Genomic DNA, 17394 nt, shown 5'->3' on the forward strand with positions numbered 1-17394 from the left:
CAATTCCTGCACCTTCGCCTGCAGCTTGCGTACCTGGGTGTCGCGCTCGTCGAGCCACCGGGCGATCGTGGCGTCCGTCCGAGTGCGGACCTGTCGGCGACTCCTGACGCCTTGGCTCAGCGGGTCTCACGCCGGGCGGAGGTATGGCGTTGCTGTGGTGACCTTCCACCGCTCGGACATTCCATGGCCGGAGTCGAAGTACGCCACGGCCCGGCCACCACGCACGCTCGCGGTCTCGACATGCAGTCTCACTGTGTCGACGCCGTTGATATCAAGCCCTTCCGCTGGGAGTTGCAGCACGAACTGAGGATCGGTGCCGAGGGCCTCATACACGGTTGCCCGCGGAGCACTGCGCCGATGTGCCACCTGCCGGCTCGGCGTGAGTCCAAAGCGGCCATCCCCGCTGACGATGATCGTCCGATCATTCAGGGTGAGCCACACGCGGCCCAGGACGAACGTCCCAGATCTGTCGGTCGGATCGATACGCAGCCGCAAAAGACCGGCAGCCGGGATTTCGAAGGTGATGGTAGGCAGGTCGCATTCCTCTGGCGATGTCCGACGGAGCCGGATCCCTTCACTATCGCAAACTAGATCGGTGATGTTGGTGAGGTACGCAGGCTGGACATCAGCGCCTTCACGAAGTGCAATGAACTGTCCAGTCATCAAGATCTGCATCGCCAGCAGGCTGAGGATCTCCTTGGCGTGGGTGACTCGCACAACCGCGGCGCGATCGTTCATGACCTTCTCGAGCCGGTCACGGTCGACGATGTCGAAGAGTCCAGACTGCGGCGAGTCCAGCAGGACGGCTCGGATCTCGTCCCAGCCCTGGTCGAGAAAATCCCACTGCCAGGTCACCATGTTCTGGCTCCTGACCTCGTTACGAGGCTTGAACGCAGACGCGGCCTTGAGCCCTGCCGCCTCGAGGTGGGGGTCGAGACGAGGGTCCCACCGAGTGGAAAGGAATGGCAGTTCCACCAGCTTTGGATTCACCCGCCGGAGGACCTCGAAATGTATTCTGCACGTCTTCCGCTGGTCCGACCCTCCGCGGAATGCAGCTTTGGCAGTATCGAAGTGGATCAGTGGAAACAACCGGGACATGGCATATGTGTTCGCCGCCAGGATTCCGCACCAATATGGCATGCGGTTTCGCATATGGAGGACATCAATCAGGTCATCGAGGTCTCGACCTTCCCGATACCAAGATTCGACGGTGGATCGCATGGCCTCTTGCTGTGCCATGGTTACGTCGATGTGCTGTACGTCGAGAGGATCCGTCCGCTGTTGATAGTTGGCGAAGAGCGTGACCGCTTCGGAAAGATTCGTTAGTTGGATGCCGTTGTGCGACCGCACCGCCCGGGTCAGCGCTGCTGCGCCCCAGCCGTGCAACTCGAGAATGCTGGTGGTCGCTGGGTCGCCGCCGCCGTCCCATGGGCAGACCGAGCCCTCGAACCGGAAGACGTGATACCGCAACCGCCACCACGCCTTCTCCAGGTCGAATTGCTCAGGGTTGGTCACCTGTGCTCTATGTGGTACGCCGGCCACCGCCGCGACGTGTTGGGCGACCTCGACCTCCGGCGAGCCCTCCCGCCCATAGGTAAAGGTGTCATCCACACGGTCGATGAGGCCTGAACCGATGGCCAGGCCCAGGACAAGACGAGTGTCCTTCCCACCGGTCAGAGACATGGTGAGCTTCTGGAAGGGCAGTGCAGACATCGAACGAGTGTGCTCGAGCAAGCCTTCGGTGATCTCGTCGTAATCGGCCGGCGTCACCGGCGCACGCACGCCGTCCCAGACCTTTGGAAGCTCAACCGTGCGGGTGACCTCCGCAGTCGACTGCAAATAGGTCCCCGGCTGGAGGAGCTTGACTCCCGCGAAAACCGTGTCGGCACCGATGATGTTCGCCTGCCCCGGGAGCCACGAAAGCGCCGCGTAGTTGAACGCAATATTGTCCTGGCACCTGGCGACGCGTGCAAGCAAGAGCTGCCGATTCGACACGGCGCAGACGTCATCGTCGTCGAGGAAGAAGAGAGGCGTGTATCCGGCGTAGTCGCTGAAGGCGGTGAAGCTTTCCCCGTCGACGTAGGTGAGATTGTATGTTCCCCGAACTCGACGGAACACTTCCTCAGTTTTCATGCTCGACAGGTGGGTGCGGAGCGCGGCGGCCCATCGTCCGGAGCGCGCAGGCGCCGGCATGAGTGGTGTGCCGTCGTACAGCAGGACTCCGTTGCCGTCGACGTCCACGTGATCCTTGCCTACGTAGCCACCTACCTCGGTGCTTTCGGCTGAGAACACCAGCACGTCACCGAAGCGGTAGTAGTGGATGCGGTCTGGCTCGAAGGGGATGAGACCTTCGGCTCGGCTGAGCATGCGCTGCAGAATGTGGCGCCGCGCCCAGTCCGACTTCATCCGGACGACCAGGTACTTGTTCATCGGATTCCTTCAGAGCTGAGTGGAGCATCCCCCGCGTGATCCTGCACTTCGGAGTTTCTGCGGTCTCACTTCATCTGTCATCGGCCTGGGCACTGAGCACCTGGTCACCGGCCACCAGCGGTCCCTGCACCTGATGCGACCGCAGAAGCTCCTCGACCGGTTCCGCATCGATACTCCACACTCGCTCGGCCTTGGGGAGGCGGAAGTCGATCGTCCCGCCAAACACGATCCGCAGGTCATGCCCGAGTGCGGAGGCGATCAGCGTGTCATCGCGGAGGAAGAAGTTGCGGGGCGCAAGAACGATGTTCGAACCACCTGGCGGCTGGAAGCACGCGAGGTACATCTGGCTACCCACACATCCGGCCAGCGACCTGGCCCCCGCGGCCAGCTTCAACTGCTCCTCGATGGCCAAACGGTCCGGCCGGACGACTTCCCAGCCAGCACACCGAAACGCCTGCTCGAGCTGCTGCTCATTGGACACAGGGCGGTTCTTCACACCGGACCGGGAAAGGAACACCCGACGCTCCGGCGTCCCGGAATTCAGGGCAACGCGGCTCCACACCTCGGACTGCGCAGAAGTGATCCAGCGGTGACTGCGCATCGCAACTCCGGGCACGATCAGCCGTTCGACCACGTCCCACGCGGACGCGTGAACGATGTGCTCGGACGGCACGCCAGCCCGGACAAGGAACTCTCGTGCATAGGCATCGATCCGCGGCTCGTAGGTCAGGAACCGCACAGAGGCTCGCAGTTCTGCGGATAGATAGGGCAATACCCACGCGCGGGTGAGACCTTCCAGGATGCTGTGACCAAAGTGGGTGTGCACACTGCCGAGCAGGACGTAGGTACCGTCGAGGCACCTGCTCGAGGGTGGCGCATTGACGATCCAGCCTGATCCCTCGGCGCAGAGCAGGTCAGCGGAGAGGGTCCAGTGACCATCGAGAACCCCGCGGGAGCACGGCAGAATTCCGCCGCTGGAAGTCAAGAGCAGTTGGCCGCTCTGGTGACGTCCCCAGGCAAGCTCCCGGATGCTGCCGCCGAAGACATGCGCGTCTTCGAGACACCACAGCGACGGCAGGCGTGGCGCCTCGTCCTCCCACAAGTCCGGGACACTCAACCGGTGCGCGCCGCACCGGTCAATCGGGCCGTCGTCGAGCACACGGACAACGTCGCTCGGGACCGGTGACGGCACTTCGCGGATGCCGTCGACCCGGTAACGAACTGCCTCACCCTGGAAATGATCTGCACTCAGCCCGCCTCGGCCGATGGGAACTGGCCCCGCGTCGACCTGAGCCTGGTAGGCCCGAGCAGGAGCCTGCCGCAACGCTGTCACCTCACCCCAAGGACGTCAGCACGTACGCCGCCCCGCCTGGCGTGACTAGGAGTCCAGCGCGCGCCACAGCCGAAGGTCTGGTGGCGAAACACCGAACCCTGACCGCGAGCCAAGCAAGGGCCGACTACGTTAGGTATGCGGAATCTTACGTGCCGTTACCTATATCCGGCAGCGGATCCGTCATGAGTATTTGCCAATTACTCCGGCGCAGAACGGCAGTCCATTCCTGGCGACACGTTCGACGACTTCGCCCGTTGCGACGTCACATCGGCTCTCCGCGACTCACGATCAGGACCAGCGAGCCGTCGAACGCTGGCTGGATGCGCAGGTGCCCGTACTTCCGATCCCAGGTCCCGTCGGCAAGGTCGGACGCGAGACGCTCTACATAGCTGGCCGCAGTCGGCTCGTCAACAAAGCTCCACGCCGAGCAGGAGGTGCGGGCAAGCGGGTCGAGCAACATCTCGGGCCGGCCGTAGTAGGCCTCATTGAACCCGTCGACACACTCCAGCGGTATCGGGATGTTGGCGACCTCCACCTCTCCGAGAACTTCGGCAATCGAGGCAATCGACGGATAGCGGCGCGCTGACGAGGTGATGACCTGGGGTGCGTAGCAAGCCAGCCAGAAGCGGTCGAGGAGATCGGGGTCTTCGGTCATGATGACAATCGGCCCGCGCGCCACGCGCCGCATCTCGCTCAGACCCGCCGCAACGTCGCTCCACTGATGGATGCTGAACGTCGTCATCGCCGCATCGAACGCCTTGTCCGGGAACGGAAGATCCTCAGCCATCGCGTCGATGGCCGGTGGCAGGTGGGACGGACGCTGTGCCCGCATGGACGCGGACGGCTCGACCGACGTCACGTCGCGATCGGTCGGCTCGTAGGAACCGGCGCCCGCGCCAACGTTGAGGACTGTCCGGGCGCCCCCGATCGCCTCGACAATCGCGGCCGCAAACCGCGGATCCGGTTGCCGGTAGGTCGAATAGGCGACACCGATCCGTCCGTAGTTCGTGTCGCCAGCACTGCCGTCCTCGTGTCGACGGTTCATGACCATCTACATCGCCTCCGACGCTAGGGAGTGGCCCGCCATCCAGCATCCGGCGGCGCTCGTTCAGCTTCCCCTTCGGACACACCGAACTTTACAGTTCGCACACGGGGCCGTACGGTGTGTAGTCTACGACCTCCAATGGTCAAGCATTCAACCCCAGGTTTCGGAGTAGCTATCGTGGAAGTCTGGTCCGGTGTTTACGACGGCTTGTCAGCCCTCCTGTCGGAGCGGATGGGCTACGACGGGCTTTGGCTAGGCAGTCTCAGCGCAGCGGTCGGGATGTTGGGAGTCCCCGACGATGGTCGAATTGGCGCCGATCGCATGGCTCAACTTGCCTCGGAGATTACCAGTATCACTGCGACGCCAGTGTGTGTCGACATCGAGAATGGATATGGACTGCAGGGCGACCACATAGACCGCTGCGCGGAGAAACTCTACAGCTCCGGCGCACGAGGGGTCTGCATTCAGGATGCGCTGGGGCCGCAGCAGAACAGCTTCTTGAGTACGCACCGCGGCCTTACCGATGTAGCCGTGTTCGAGGAGACGCTATCTCGATGGGCCAAGTGCGCCTCGGTAGTGGGCGGGAAAGTATATGCACGCACCGAAGCTCTCATCGAGGGTTTGTCAGAGGATGAAGCGTACAGGCGGGTGGAACGCTATCTGGACGCGGGCGCAGACGGAGTAGTCGTTCACTTTCGCAAGGACCCAGAGGCGGTGCTGCGCGTCGCCCGTAGGTCGCCGTTTGCACACAAACTCATCGTGATCCCGACGGCTGCGCCGGACGTCCACTTTGCAGAATTTGCATCGGCTGGTTTCGGCATCTGTGTCGTCGCGAACGTAGCGCTTCGTACGGCCTACAGAGCCATTGACCTGGCCCTCCAGGAGACCCTGAGCGAGGGACGACTTTCCGAGGCGTTGCGCAACGGAGGGTCGATTGAGGATCTGCACCAACTGGTCTCCAGGTAGTCGTTCCATCGCCCAACCCGCGGAGGTGCACGCAGCGTGAGCGGCGAGGATCGGTGTTGCATTGCGGGCGTGAACATATCTGCTACTAGAGCAGAACCCGGGCACAGGTGGATACTGACCACCTCAGGCCATGCCCAGCCGATGGGGGTTGGTGGCCGATGACTATGGTTGACGGTGAGGGCAGAGAGTCGGTAGGAATACTGTCTCCCGTCTCGCCTATCCTCGCGCGCCTTCTTCGCAGTTGCTCCTTTGAAGTTCACGAGCGATATTCAGCAACTGAGGCAGTCTTTGATGAGGCGGAAGTCCAACGTGCGCAATGCATAGTAGTGCGAAGTACTCTGGCGATAGATCGAGCTGCACTTATGAGATTGCCTGCATTGCGCCTCATCGTACGCTCTGGCTCTGGGCTAGATAACCTCGACCTGGAAGCTATTCGCGACCACAAGGTAGTACTTCAGCGTCTGGGATCCTCCAAATCCGCTCGGTCCGTTGCGGAGCTGGCTGCCGCATTCACTATCGCCTTACTACGCCGGATACCCGTCGTGTCTGCCGGAGTCGCGGACGGACGTTGGCTCAAGGAAGAGTCGCTCGGCGGAAATCTGGCGGGCAGAACTGTTGCCATCTGGGGGGCTGGAGAAATTGGCACGGCGGTTGGCCATCTCTTCGGCGACCTTGGCGCTGAGGTCGAGTACGTGAGGCACCACCATGACCCTGGCGCTAGTCGTAGAGCGTCACTGTGGGCATGTGGAATAGCGGACATTCACATCCTGGCCCTGCCACTCACGGACGAGACCAGGCAGTTGATCAGCGATGACCTATTGCTCGCGATGAGGCCGCGCAAACCGATCCTGGTCAACCTGGGACGCTGGGACGTCGTTGACTTTCATGCGGCACTTTCAGCACTCGACGAAGGGCTCATCGGCGGTTTGGCTGTTGATCCAGTAGAGAGAAAGAATGTCGCCCAAGACGGCTCGGTTCTCCGATGCCGTGACCAAAGTGGACTGGCTCGAAATCTCATTCTTACACCACACATTGGTGCTATGACGCAGGAAGCCCAGGATGCGCTGGCTCGGCAGGCATATGAGTGCATCTACAAGGAGTTCCGAATCGGCCAGCCCTCGGACGCCTAATTTGTCATCCTGCCGGAACGACGAGCACTACACGATCGCGCAAGTCGCCTGAACTGGAGCTCTTGACGCAGGTCAGATGAGGACGTGCGGTGCGGGATCGCCGTGGAACGCCACCTGGCCCGAACGCAGCAACTCCTCGTCGCTGATCTTCCATGTGTGCGTACGCGGGTCACTTCTTCTCACAGCGACGAAGTTGAACCGGTCCGCGGAGTAGATGCTCGTGCCGTCTGCCCGGAGCCGCCGTAGCAACTCGGTGTCCACTTTCGCCGGCAGGTCGGCGAAACGGTACGTGCGCAGCAGATCCCCGTCGACGACGAGGGTCGCGCCCTTGACGAGATCTACCCCGGTGTGCTCCTGATGGGCGAACCGCAGGATGGTCACCCCACTCCCCCGGAGCTGAACGTAGTGGGCCCCCTTGCCGACCACCGCCGCGTCGGTGAACGAGAAGGCGTTCATCGCATCGCCCAGGTATTCGGCGCCGTAGAGGTCGTCGTCATCCATCTTGGCGATGTAGCGTCCGTCCGCCGCCTCGATACCAAGGTTCAGGCAACTGCCGAAGCTGCGTGCGGCATCGGCACGGAGCACCACGACATTCTCGACTCCGGCATCCCGCGCCTCCCTCTCGACCGCTCCGGGTTCCCGATCGACACCGTGCAGGACGAGGACCAGCTGGAGTGGCCGGTACTTCTGCCGGGCCACCTGGCCGAGGGCGTGGGAGATCTGGTCGGGCCGGTTCGTACACACCACCACCGACACCGACCGATCCGGCGGCTCCCTCCGCAGCCCGACCGCGTCCAGCACGGTGTCGACCCGATGTCCGTACGTATGCCTGGCGAAGACCTCTCGCATCGCCAGGTGGCCACGCCGGGCCCGCAGAGCACTGTCGTCGAGCAGGTCCTTGAGGGCTTCCGAGGTGTCCTCCGGCGAGTCACTCACCCGGATGAGGTCGCCGAAGGTCTCCTCCAGCGCGCGGGACGGACCGGAGATGACGGGTGTCGCACAGGCGGAAAGTTCGAAGACCCGCCGGGCGCACATCGTCGGCGACTCCGTGACCGAGTTGACGTTGAGGAACACCTGGTACGCCTTGTAGGCGCTGAGCATGCGCGGGTACGGCAGAGACCCGACCACCTGGTCGGCGTAGGCCGACGGGAACTGCAGTTTCGGGTCATTCGCCCGCCTCGTGAAGATGTGCAGGCCGTATTCGCGGGCGGGTGAGAGAACCGCCTCCATCTGGGAGACCCGGCCCCGATGCTTGTTCGTGTAGTACGTACCGGCAAAGGCCACGGGGTGCCGGCGACCGCCGGGAACGGACACGGGGTGGTGGATGCGGGGTTGTGCCGCGAAGGGCAGCACGCCGACCCGGTTGTGGCCGAGGATCTCCTGGTAGAGCGGTATGCGGTCGGCGTCGACGGTGAACACCTGGTCGAAGAGTCTGGCCGTCTCGAGGAACCGGTAGAAGTGCGGTGGGTCCTCCTTGTTCCAGAAGACGGTGGGGATTCCGTGTTCACGGCACCAGGAAACCAACTCACACAGGGGTTCCCGCGGCCCCCACGACGCGTGGGTCGAGCCGCGACCCGGCGTACTCATCATGCCGGTCCATCGCCCGCCGTTGCCGGCCCATGCCGACTCGACGAAGAGCAGGTGCGGCGCACTGCGTTCGAGGACCTCGCGCCAGTCATCCGGCCCTGGTTGGACCTGGTTCCATTCGTAGGTGAACGCGGGAGCGGAGAACTCGTCGAGGATCACGGCGGCGGTGAGCTCGGGGCGGGCCACGGGGCCGGCGGGAAGTTCGACCGCGTTCGGAAGGTCGACCTCGCAGAAGTAGTCGGTCCCGTCCTCGGGTGGACCGCCGGCGACGGCAGTCCTGCTGGTTCCGTCGCCATCCGGGAGGACGGGCAGTGTCGGTGGGGCCACGTCGGCCGCTTCCTTCGCCGGCTTCTGTGGCCGCGGGAGCGGACGCAGGGCACGGGCGACCTCACGCGGCAGCCCGCCGGCCTGTGACGGTTGCCGTGCCAGGTCGGTGAGGACTTTGCCCAGGCGCCACCAACGACTCCGCTGCATGGACTCGAGCCGCCAGGTCGCATAACGCGTGTGGTACGCCTGTTGGCGCGCCCGCGTGTCGGCGACCGCGCGTTCATGCACGAGGGACTGCTGGGTTTGGAGGAGCGCGGCCTCGAATGCCGGCTGCAGGTCAGCGCTCAACTGCACTCTGTCGCGCCACGCCATCGGGCCCGGGCGCGCCACCACGCGGAAGCTGCCGTCCACCATGTCCACGGTCTCGATGCTCACGTGGCGGCCCAGCAGATCGACCAGTGAGGAGACGAAGAAGACGGTGCGTTGATCGGCACGCGCCGAGTATCCGAGCGGCGTCGTGAGGACGAGGACGCCGTCAGGTCGAAGGACCCGGACCGCCTCCGCGGCCAAGGGGTCCGGATCGGCCTGCGCCTCGATGACATCGCCCAACAGGACGCTGTGAAAGACCGCGTCCGGAACTTCGGACGTCAGCCCGTCGCCCACCTCGAACGAAAGCAGCGCACGGACGGCTTCCGGCTCCTCGTCCCTTGCCGCGTTCGCCAGGTCGACGAGGGCGGGCGCGAGGTCGATTCCGAGCGTCCTCATCCCCTGCCGGGCGCACAGGATCGAGGCCTCGCCGGTCCCACACCCGAGGTCGAGGACGTCGCCACGCGCCTGGCCGGCGAGCCAACGCACACGGCTGTCGACCTTCATCCGGACGTGACCGCGGACGCCATGTCCTGACGTACGCCATCGGGTCGCCAGTCGGCGAGGGTGCCTCGTGCGCTGAGCGCGAGGTCCTCCTCCATGCTGTGGCGTAGGTCCGCGCGGTCGTAGCCCGCCTGTCCGGACCGTCCCGCGACGAGATCGGGCCAGAACGATGCCTCCAGCACGAGCTCAGGTGAGACGGCACAGCTGCGGTCGAGCACCGGCTCCGGGACCTGTTGCGGGTCGTCGACCGCGTACGTCGTGATGATCTCGTCGTAATGCTCGGAAAGCGTTCTGTTGGCCGGATCCAGGCCGAGCACCATCACGAGGCCGGTCGGTTGAGTGTCGAGGGGAACGACCTCGAGGTCGGGTCGATAGCGCTGGAGCACCGGAATGAGCTTGTAGACGTCACCGGTCCAGTCCTTCGTGTGCCGGTCACGGGCCGCCTCGTCCACGTTGCGGGGCAACATGTCATCGAAGACGACCACACTCGACCACGCCGAATGGCGTTCGAGATTCATGAAGTCGCGCAGGGCAAACTCGAACAGGTGCATTCCGTCGACGAACGCAAGATCCACCACGCCACCGGGTAGATGATCGAATGGTGACTCGCGGGCGAAGAAGTCGTCACTGGTCTCCCTGACGAGCTGGAGATCGCAGTGCACCTCGTGCATGATCCTGAAGTTTGGATCGATGGCGACCGACGGCACGCGCGACAGGGCGAGACTGCCGCCGACATAGACTCCGATCTCGCAGTACGTACGCGGCTGGTAAATGCCGTGCAGCCCGCCCAGAAAGTCGTGACGCTTCATGGAACCTGACTTTCTCTCCCCCACCATCGGTCAACCTGAGGCGGGCAACCGCGGTGGCGATCGTAACCAAACCGTTGTTCTGAGACGTCGTTGGGCAGGGACGGTCTCTAACGCTCCCAGAGCCGGGAAGCCGCCTTCACCAGTGTTCCTGCCCTGGCGTCAAAGGAGTGTTCACGACGTATTCTCTCGGCAACCAGCAGACGATCTTCCTCGCTGGGAAAACTCTCATCGAACGGCCTCGTGAGAAGAGCGCTCAACTCCTCGACGCCGCGATAGGTGGCAATTCCCTTTCCGAAGATCTCCGCCATTCCGGCGACGTCGTCGCTGACGACACGTGCGCCGGCCGCCGTCGCGTCGAAGAGACGGTTGGAGAGGAATCCTTCCCGGCGCATGTCGCTCCAGTGGTCGTTGAGGACGACCCCGGCGGAACGGTAGGCCGCGGCGACGTCGGAGTTCGGCAGGTGGGAACCGTGAATGTACCGGGCATCCAGCAGGCCCTCCCACTGCAGCCCGTACACCGCGATGTCGGCACCAGCGTCGATGGCATCTCGCACGACGGGCCGCAGCATCCGGTGGGAGTTCCCGACGAAGAGACAGCGGTGCCCGGTGTCCGGTTGCGCGACTCCAGGGTGGAAGCGTTCCGGATCCGTGCACTGCAGGAGAGGAATGACCGGATCTTCCCGAGACTCCGACATTCGCGCCGCCCACTGGGTGCTTGCCGCGAACACCCGGTCGTACTGATCCATCTCCGCCAGCGTGATTCGATCCGGATGGCTGATCACCCAGAGAAGATTGATGCGCCCCGGCTGTGGCGACACGGGGTGTAGTCCGCGGAGGGTGAGAACGACGTCATCGAGATATGCCGTTCCGCGATGATGCGCCTCCCTCGGATCGACCACCGCGGTCTGCCCGAGCCGCTCTAGGGCGGCCGCGAGAGCGCGGGCGAAGTGGACGTCGCCCCATCGTTTGCCGGCCTCGCCCGCCGGCGCGGCGGTCTTGATCGCCCACCGCAGGGCGGGCAGGCCGCGCGCCGGGCCCTGTGACACGAGGGTGACGGGGCGGGTCAGAACGGGCCGCGCCAGCTGAGGACGGGCGGCTGCCGGCGAGATCTCCGGCCTGTAGTGGGACACCGTGAAGCCCGCGGCACGCCAGAGCCGCTCGTCTCCGCGCGGGGTGCGGCGGGACCATCGGCGCTGGAATGCGTGCGCGTTCTCCCGAGCCCGGTCGGCCGCGGTGTTCTCCTGCTGGACAACCACGCTGTCCGTCGACACGACGACCCCGGCCGCCGGCGCGTGCCGTTCGTTCCTCAGGGTTTCCCGCAAGCGCAGGCACAGGTCCACGTCCGCCCAGCCGTTCTGGTCGAGGTCGAACCCGTCGAGGGCCGCGAAGTTCGCTGCCCGGATCGCCATCGCCGCCGCCGTGACGGCAGGCACCTCGACGTGAGTGCCGACCCGCCGCGCGTCCTCCGCCGGATGGCGATCGAGGAAGTGGACCGGCAACGTACCGCGACGCGGAAAGACCATGCCAGCGCTGCGGACGGTGTGGTCCGGATGAACGAGCAGGGGCTGCGCCGCCAGGACGTCCGGCGCGTCGAGCGACCGGAGCAGGGGCGGAAGCCACCCACGCTGGACGATCCCGCTGTCATCAAGGAACACCACGACCTCACCCGTCGACTGGGCGTACGCGAGATTGCGGGTGAGTGTCGCGGGCTGATGGATGTGGTGCCGTACGACGTGGATGCGCGGGTCGGTGGCACCGGTCGCCGCGAGAATGGTGCCGACCGAGCGTCGGGACGCACTGTCCACCACGATGACCTCGAGATCTCCCGCGTCGGTCTCGGCCAGGAGCGCGGCGAGGCACTGGCGCGCACGTTGCCAGTCGCCGGTGGCCCGGACCAGGACACTCACTCGGCCCACCACTCGCTTCGTTTCCTGCGCCGTCGCTTTGGTGAGGTCGGCGTCTCGGCGGCCCTCTCTGCGTTCCCTGCCGAGCAGGAAGTCACGCGCCTCGCCCCAGGTGATCGGTGTCGGCGCGTGCTCACCATGCATCGGGACGACGGGCAGCGGTGTACCGGAGTGCGCTGTGGCGGTGAAGTGGCCCAACGGCCCATACGGATGGGATCGGGCGGCGGGCGTGGCTGCCAGATAAGCACCGCCGTCGAACCAGGGGTGGGTCGCCGTCGTCCAGTTCCTCGGGTCGCGGAGATACCTGGTCAACGGATCAACGGGATTCGTCCGCCAGCCGGTCGGATCGACGTACTCGGGTTCGAAGAGCGGATGCGGCGACAGGCCTCGGACCCGGCCGGCCCACACGTAGTGTGCTGTCGCCTCCAGGCGTGACATCGTGGTCGCGCGACCTAGCTGCCGGCTGTACCAGTGCGGATCGACCAGCCCCGACCGCGCGATCACGGCGAAGCCCACCGAGCCCTCTGCATTACCTCTGATCCGGTGAAGATCCCGCAACGGCTGAAGCGAACGAATTCGCGGGAACATTCAACCCTCCCCCACGAGGCGACAATCCCCGCTCGGCCAAGCCAATGATGGCGAGCGATCCGCAGACGGCTGGGACCTTTCCTTCCCACTCCTTCTAGACACCAATCCAATAGGCGCCCGTTCAGTTCGCTCGGTGCACCTCGTTGCCCGAGCGTGTCGCAGAGCGCGGCGCCGTACTTGGCACACACCGCCGCGAACTGCTGCCGCCATGCGTCATCGTCGAATGGCCGCCAGACCATGCTTAACATCTGCACACGACGCCGGCTCGACCCGACCTGGGTCAACATCAGCGGGGAATCGGCCTTCCTGGTCGGTCGATGACCCGACCAAACACTAGGTCTAGGTCGTAGGGATCACGGGTTGGGGTGACACCTGGCCCGGCCAGCCTCCGTGCGGGTGTGGGTCACGGGAGGCAGTCTCTGGATTGCTGAGATCTAGAGAGGGAGACTTCCCGTGACCCACGAGAACATTGTCTACGACCGTCGTGTCCGACTCATCGAGTACGCCTCAGCGCCTCCAGAGGCTGCCCATGCCACTCCGACCGAGGCGCTCGATCCTGTGGGAACCGCGCCACATCGAGTGCACGATCTGCACCGCGGTCGCCCGTGCAACGGTCTTCACGTCACGTCTGAACGTACGGAGCTACCGGCGCCTAAGCCAAGATGAGTGTGCCAAACTCAGCCTCGCCATCAACAAAACCTCCAGCTCAACGCCCTGCGCCTGAACTGTGACCGGCCCGGCGTGTGCCAAGTCAGGTAGAAAGAGGACAGCGTCGCGGCCCTACTTCCGGCATCCGCCACTGTTCCCTCCGCTCGTCGCGAGAACGGCGGCGCGGCATCCTCAACCACTCCGAGCCGCGTGCGTGCTCAAGAGGTGGCAGTGCCTGGCCGAGTCGCTGTCGATGAGCACCGGTGTTGCGTCTGGGCGAACGTGCTTAGAGCCTGGATGCAGTGGCGTTAGTACCGGTTGGCCGCAAGCTGGGATAGGCGGTGGCAGCAGGAGAACCGCAACCGTCACGGAAATGTTTGATAAGGCCGACGGCCAGCTTCTGCAGGAGCGGATTCCTGACCGCCGCACGTACCCCTCTGGAGCAGAGGACGCGGCGAGTCATTCCCTCACGGAACGGCTCCTTGACCCCTCCGGACTCGGGCAGCCAATCGGCCATCGAGCCCCTTGAGTCGAGCGCAAAAATGCTTCGCACTTCGTCTGCCAACTCCTTGGACAACGCGGGCGCCTCGGTCGTGCGGGTAGCCAGAATCTGCGCCCAGAACGGGGCAGCCAGTACCATCTCCGGGGACAGCGCGAATGCGCGCTTAAGAAGCGCCTCGGGAACTGGCTGTGGATCGGGGACCACGAACATCTTGACTATCTCTTCATAATTGCTCGATAGGACAGTATTGGCAGGATCTAGGCCTAGTATGAGTAACACGCCAGTCGGGTAGGTGTCGACCGGGACTAAGCACAGGTCGGGCCGATAGCGTTGCAGAACGGGGATAATCTTGTAAACGTCTCCGGTCCAGTCGGCCGTATACCGGTTACGAGCAGCCTCGCTTAGGCGTCGAGGAAACACATCATCGAGAACCACGACAGTTGATGCCGCCGAGTGCGCCTCGGTATTTATAAAGTCCCGCAAAACAAACTCAAATAAGTGCATCCCGTCGATGAAGGCGAGATCTACATGGGCACCGCGGAAGTGATCGAAGGGTTCACCTGATGCAAATAGAGCGTCGCTTGTAGCCCGGACAAGTTCGACTTCACAGTGGATAGGCTGCGTGACTGTGAATGAGGGATCGACTGCGACGGTGCGTGCCCGCGACAACGAAAGACTATGACCCTCATTGACCCCAACCTCAAAGTAGGTACGCGGCCGACACACGTCATGCAGCCTACTCAGGAACTCATGTCGATGCATGTCATTCTCATATCCACCTAGAGGTAACCAAAAACCCCAGATTATGGAACCCTAATATGCTTTCCGTTTAATCTCGGTGGCCCATGGTCGTAGACGCCAGGCAAGGAGAAGGCTTCATCGACACCGTCGTCAAGGCACACACCCAACCTCTTCGCGCCAGACACCCAAGGCTGGCCACCAACCTGCAACGCAGCTACCACGGTGCAGCCGCCCGCTCACGGGAAGGGCTGGCCGAGGTGTTCACCGTCACCCGGGCTCGGCGGCCTACGGCGGGCTCGCCAGAACGCTGACATCTTCAACCCGATCGAGGCGATGATCGCCATCGCCCGAACCGCCAACCCACACCGCCTCACCCGCTGGCGGGTGCTGGACCGGACCGGACTGGCGCCGGCGTGCCTAACGCCGATCAATCGTTCCGCCGCGCCAAGCGCAACAAGCAGATGCCGCACCTCGTCACCGAGCTCCACCCGACGCAAACACGAGTGGCCCGCCGTCGACAACGGCGTTGTGCCCAGGTGGACGACAAGAGTGGCGGTGACCATCAGGTCGGCACGATTACCTCGTCGCCAGGCGCAATGCCGAGGGGCCAGCGCATGGCGCGGCCCGGAATCTCATCGAGACTTGCACCATCTGTAGTCGCCCACCTACTTGTCGTGAGTATAGTGTCGGTTGATCAATCTCAAGTGATGCAATGTCGTGATCCAGGGCCGGTTGATCGACCTGGCTCTGACGGGGGAAGCATGCGATTTGGCCTGCTCAGCCAGTGGTTCGACCCTGGCATCGGGGATGGCGAGCCAGCCCGGCGTGCTCGCGCACGACTTGGCAGACCGTGGACATGAGGTCCGAGTGCTCATTGGTTATCCGACCTGCAGTAGCGGCACGACCATGGCCGGCTGCCACCTCTCACGGCCCATGGACGAGCGGACCACCAGCGTCCGGGTCCGCAGGGTCACTCTCTACCCGAGCCAGGGACAGCTCGCCGGTGCGGCGCTGCCCTGCGACGTGCCGCTCATTCGCGGCTTCGGCCCTAGCGAGCGGCTTGGTCAGCCAGCGCCGCACACTACGGAGGCTCGAACATGCACTGGCGACCTGGTGCCGTGCCATCTACAGAGTTGCGGCCCAGATTGCTCACGTCTCCCCCGAGGTAGGAGACCCACTCGTCCAGAGCGGCGTCCCGCGCGACGAGTCCCTGCACATCCCGTATCGACAGTTGCGGGCAGATGAGGACGCTCTCATTCACGGCGCATGTACTGACCTTCGGGCGGCGCCGCCGATGCTCGACAACCAGGCCGTCTTGGTCTACGCCGGCACGCTCGGTGAGGCGCAGGGAATGGAGTCCCTGATCGATGGGTGCTCCAGACTCACCGATCAGGTTCACCAGCCTCCTTGCCGTTTCCGGGGTGCGCGGGGACCTTCCCGGAAGGGGCCGCCGAACACAACTCCGAGCAACGCGCAGGCGGCCCTCTGCGAGGCCGCGAGAACTGGGGGATCAGGATGACCGGCAACCTCATGGCCGCAGCCACGGTCGGCATCACGGGCGGCACAGGGTCGTTTGGCTCGACCATGGTCGCACGTCTGCTGGAACAGGACGTGCGTGCCGTCCACGTGCTGAGCCGTGACGAGGCGAAACAAGACGCGATGCGCCGTCGATTCGGAGACTCGAGACTACGCCTATTTCTCGGTGATGTACGAGATCGGGCGAGCGTTGCCGACGCGCTGACCGGGGTCGACTACGTGTTTCACGCGGCCGCACTCAAGCAGGTACCCTCGTGTGAGTTCTTCCCGCACCAAGCAGTCCAGACAAACATCATAGGTAGCCGCAACGTCATTGAGGCTGCTGCATTCGCTGGCGTTCGCTCTGTCGTCTGTCTTAGTACCGACAAGGCTGTCTACCCGGTGAACGCCATGGGGATGTCGAAAGCTCTCATGGAGAAGACGGCACAGGCCTTCGCCCGGAACCACCCTCGCTCGTCGACGGTTGTGTCAATCACTCGCTACGGCAATGTGATGTACTCCCGCGGATCTGTAATCCCGCTGTTTGTGGAGCAGCTGCGCCGTCGTGAACCACTCACGATTACCGAGCCACAGATGACCAGGTTCCTGATGTCGTTGCAGTCGTCCGTGGAACTTGTCGAGCACGCATTCCTCCATGCCGAGCCCGGCGATCTCTTCGTACGGAAGGCGCCAGCCTGCACGGTCGATGTCCTGGCACGCGCGCTGGCGAAAATGCTTGGTCACGGTGAGCCCGAGATCAAGGTACTCGGCACCCGACATGGCGAAAAGCTACACGAGACCCTGCTGAGCCGTGAGGAGATGGTTCAGGCAGTAGACCAGGGTAGCTACTACCGCGTGCCGCTCGACGCGAGATCGCTGGAGTACGAACTCTACTTCGACCAAGGCGAGCAGAAGACGTCGGTCGCCGTCGACTACTCATCCGGCAACACCGATCGTCTGGACATCGAAAGGACGATCGAGATGTTGAAAGGCATTCCGGAGGTCCAGCGTGAGCTCGAGGGAGTGCCTGCGTGAAAGTGGCAATCACCGGCGGAGGTC

General features: G+C 63.9%; 12 protein-coding genes. 4 read left to right on the forward strand and 8 right to left on the reverse strand.

Translation table 11 applies throughout. The annotated features are described in order from the left end of the window. Nucleotides 1-126: 126 nt before the first annotated feature. From ABNF93_RS02635 to ABNF93_RS02645, 3 genes are all read right to left on the reverse strand, one after another. The gene (locus ABNF93_RS02635) at nt 127-2430 is read right to left on the reverse strand and encodes an asparagine synthetase B family protein (protein ID WP_349325868.1); all 2304 of its coding nucleotides are present in this window, start codon (nt 2428-2430) and stop codon (nt 127-129) included. Between the two features lie 70 nt (nt 2431-2500). After that, the gene (locus ABNF93_RS02640; RefSeq protein ID WP_349325869.1) at nt 2501-3754 is read right to left on the reverse strand and encodes a glycosyltransferase family 61 protein; all 1254 of its coding nucleotides are present in this window, start codon (nt 3752-3754) and stop codon (nt 2501-2503) included. A gap of 271 nt (nt 3755-4025) precedes the next feature. Further along, the gene (locus tag ABNF93_RS02645) at nt 4026-4808 is read right to left on the reverse strand and encodes a class I SAM-dependent methyltransferase (RefSeq protein WP_349325870.1); all 783 of its coding nucleotides are present in this window, start codon (nt 4806-4808) and stop codon (nt 4026-4028) included. 177 nt (nt 4809-4985) lie between these two features. On the opposite strand from ABNF93_RS02645, the gene ABNF93_RS02650 reads away from it, so the two are divergent. Both ABNF93_RS02650 and ABNF93_RS02655 read left to right on the forward strand, forming a co-directional pair. Next, a complete protein-coding gene (locus ABNF93_RS02650; protein ID WP_349325871.1) occupies nt 4986-5774 on the forward strand; it encodes an isocitrate lyase/PEP mutase family protein in 789 nt (262 codons plus the stop codon). Between the two features lie 164 nt (nt 5775-5938). Beyond that, nucleotides 5939-6904, forward strand: a complete 966-nt coding sequence (locus ABNF93_RS02655) for an NAD(P)-dependent oxidoreductase (RefSeq protein WP_349325975.1) — start codon at nt 5939-5941, stop codon at nt 6902-6904. 72 nt (nt 6905-6976) lie between these two features. On the opposite strand, the gene ABNF93_RS02660 is transcribed toward ABNF93_RS02655, so the two are convergent. The 4 genes from ABNF93_RS02660 to ABNF93_RS02675 all read right to left on the reverse strand — a co-directional run bounded on the left by ABNF93_RS02660 (nt 6977) and on the right by ABNF93_RS02675 (nt 14748). Then, nucleotides 6977-9631: a glycosyltransferase family protein gene (locus ABNF93_RS02660; RefSeq protein WP_349325872.1), complete on the reverse strand. Its 2655-nt coding sequence runs from the start codon at nt 9629-9631 to the stop codon at nt 6977-6979. Then, nucleotides 9628-10437 (reverse strand): class I SAM-dependent methyltransferase, encoded by an 810-nt coding sequence (locus tag ABNF93_RS02665; protein WP_349325873.1) that lies wholly within the window; start codon nt 10435-10437, stop codon nt 9628-9630. The genes ABNF93_RS02660 and ABNF93_RS02665 overlap by 4 nt, the downstream gene beginning before the upstream one ends. 107 nt (nt 10438-10544) lie before the next feature. Further along, nucleotides 10545-12929, reverse strand: coding sequence for a glycosyltransferase family protein (locus ABNF93_RS02670; RefSeq protein ID WP_349325874.1), 2385 nt, complete (start codon nt 12927-12929; stop codon nt 10545-10547). Between the two features lie 934 nt (nt 12930-13863). Continuing rightward, nucleotides 13864-14748 carry a class I SAM-dependent methyltransferase gene (locus ABNF93_RS02675; RefSeq protein WP_349325875.1) on the reverse strand — a complete coding sequence of 295 codons (885 nt, stop codon included), beginning with the start codon at nt 14746-14748 and terminating at the stop codon, nt 13864-13866. A 176-nt stretch (nt 14749-14924) separates the two neighbouring features. On the opposite strand from ABNF93_RS02675, the gene ABNF93_RS02680 reads away from it, so the two are divergent. After that, nucleotides 14925-15131: a hypothetical protein gene (locus ABNF93_RS02680; RefSeq protein WP_349325876.1), complete on the forward strand. Its 207-nt coding sequence runs from the start codon at nt 14925-14927 to the stop codon at nt 15129-15131. Nucleotides 15132-15901: 770 nt separating this feature from the next. Here ABNF93_RS02680 and ABNF93_RS02685 read toward each other — a convergent pair. Beyond that, nucleotides 15902-16219, reverse strand: a complete 318-nt coding sequence (locus tag ABNF93_RS02685) for a hypothetical protein (RefSeq protein ID WP_349325877.1) — start codon at nt 16217-16219, stop codon at nt 15902-15904. Between the two features lie 116 nt (nt 16220-16335). Here ABNF93_RS02685 and ABNF93_RS02690 point away from each other — a divergent pair, with 116 nt between their 5' ends. Further along, on the forward strand, nt 16336-17370 hold the full coding sequence (locus ABNF93_RS02690; RefSeq protein WP_349325878.1) for a polysaccharide biosynthesis protein: 1035 nt from the start codon (nt 16336-16338) through the stop codon (nt 17368-17370). Nucleotides 17371-17394 lie beyond the last annotated feature (24 nt).

It is taken from the genome of Actinopolymorpha sp. B9G3 (assembly GCF_040120725.1).
Lineage (GTDB): Bacteria > Actinomycetota > Actinomycetes > Propionibacteriales > Actinopolymorphaceae > Thermasporomyces.